General features: G+C 63.6%; 1 protein-coding gene. It reads right to left on the reverse strand.

Going from position 1 to position 1,551, the window contains the following annotated elements:
• Positions 1 to 35: 35 nt before the first annotated feature.
• Complete coding sequence (locus FXV83_RS41250) at positions 36 to 1,319, reverse strand: IS256 family transposase (protein WP_187436542.1); 1,284 nt, start codon at positions 1,317 to 1,319, stop codon at positions 36 to 38.
• Between the last annotated feature and the right edge of the window lie 232 nt (positions 1,320 to 1,551).

Here is a 1,551-nt window from a genome sequence, read left to right on the forward strand (position 1 = left end):
GAGCTATCGCCAAATTTTGGTGACGGCGCGGCCGGTCAGGCGGCGGCGGTTATGGGTTGACGGTCAGTCGGTTTGGCGATGACCTCGATCCCGTCGTTGAATGTCACACCGAGAACGAGTTTTGGCAACTGGTTGTGGCCATCGAGACGACGCCAGCTTTTCTGCGCGGCCTCAAGCAGTTTGAAGACCATCGCGAGCGCCGTCCTGTTGGACAGGCTACCCTTCGATCGGATCGTGCGGTGGCGCACGGTAGCGAAGGTGCTTTCAATGGGATTGGTCGTCCGCAGGTGTTTCCAGTGCTCGGCCGGGAAGTCGTAGAACGCCAGTAGGGTGTCCCGATCCTTGCTCAGGCAGTCGGCCGCCTTCTCGTATTTGGGCGTGTAGCTCTCGATGAAGGCGTCGAACGCCAGTTCGGCGGCGGCCTTGGTTTCGGCCATCCAGATCTCCTGCAACGCGCGTTTGGCCTTCGGCTGCTGGCTCTTCGGCAACTTGGCGAGCACGTTCGCGGTCTTGTGCACCCAGCAGCGCTGCTCGCGCGTTTTCGGCCAGACCTCGCCGGCGGCCTTCCAGAACCCGAATGCGCCATCGGCGATGGCGAGCCGCGGCGGCACGTCGAGCCCGCGCCGCTTCAGGTCGAGCAGCAGATCGCGCCAGTCCTGCGCGCTCTCGCGGGCGCCATCGGTGAAGCCGACCAGTTCCTTGCGGCCTTCCGGCGTCGCGCCGATCAGCACCAGGATGCACTGCTTTTCGTCTTCGAGCCGCGCCTCCAGATGGATGCCATCGGCCCAGATGTAGACGTAGCGCTTGGCCGAAAGATCGCGCTTCTGCCACGCGGTGTGCTCGTCGCGCCAGCCATCCTTTAGGCGACCGATGGCGGAGGCCGACAACCCGGCAGCATCCTTGCCGAGCAGCGCAGCCAGCGCCTCCGAGAAGTCGCCAGTCGAGATCCCCTTCAGGTAAAGGATCGGCAGCAGCGTCTCGATCGACTTCGAGCGGCGCATGTAAGGCGGCAGGATCGACGGAGAGAACCGGATGCGGTCGGGGTCGGTAGCGTCCGCCTCGCGATCGCGTACACGCGGCTGGCGGACGGCGACCGGACCGATCCCGGTCATCACCTCGCGTTCCGGCAGATGACCGTGGCGCACGACGCGCTGGTGGCCGTCCGCAGTCTTCAAATCGGCATGCTTGCCAAGAAAGTCCGCGACCTCGGCCTCGACCGCCTGGGCCAACAGAGCACGCGCCCCATTGCGCAAGATTTCGGTGAGTTGATCGTCGACGTTTCCTGGCTGAATCAGCTTGATGATGTTATCTTTGGACACGGCATATCGCTCCTTCGGTGGAGAAGTGGAGGCGTCAAGCACCCCCACGATATGCCGCCTTCCCGATTCCCGCCGTCACCAACTTTCAGCGATAGCTCAGTTGAACATACGCCCAACGCGTGGGCATATGCTCAAAAGCGCGAGCCTTAGGGAGGTCACCGTGAAACACGTCCTCGGCGCCGTCTGCGGCGCGTCTGTCCTACTGCTGTCCATCTCCGCGGTGGCCGAAACC

This window comes from Bradyrhizobium hipponense, assembly GCF_008123965.1.
GTDB classification, from domain to species: domain Bacteria; phylum Pseudomonadota; class Alphaproteobacteria; order Rhizobiales; family Xanthobacteraceae; genus Bradyrhizobium; species Bradyrhizobium hipponense.